The 311-nt window shown below is 73.6% G+C and carries 1 protein-coding gene and 1 pseudogene; both read right to left on the reverse strand.

The window, feature by feature from the left end:
* Positions 1 to 157 (reverse strand): annotated as a pseudogene (locus ADL08_RS36605) (sulfate adenylyltransferase small subunit); the annotation flags it as partial.
* Between the two features lie 2 nt (positions 158 to 159).
* On the reverse strand, positions 160 to 311 hold a 152-nt coding region (locus ADL08_RS13975), incomplete at its 5' end, for an adenylyl-sulfate kinase (protein WP_159043067.1).

The following is a 311-nucleotide window of genomic DNA, read 5'->3' on the forward strand; positions in this document are numbered from 1 at the left end:
GGATCACCGGCCGCTCGAACTCCCCCGCCACCTCACGGAAGATGTGCACCGCCTCGGACTCCAGCGAGTCCAGGTGCGACAGCGCGAACGAACCCTCGGCCGTCTCGTGGACGTGGGCGTGGGCGACGGGGGACGTGGCCGCGGGGACGGCGGCGATGGTCACAGCAGCTCCCTCTCGACGAGCAGCGCGTGGAGCCGCGCGGCGGACTCCCGCACGGTCTGGTTCTGGGACTCGATCCGCAGGTCGGGCGCCCCGGGGGCCTCGTAGGGGTCGTCGACCCCGGTGAGCCCGCTGATCTCGCCCGCCGCCT

The sequence above is a fragment of the Streptomyces sp. NRRL F-6492 genome (genome assembly GCF_001280125.1).
In the GTDB taxonomy this organism is placed as follows: Bacteria; Actinomycetota; Actinomycetes; order Streptomycetales; family Streptomycetaceae; genus Streptomyces.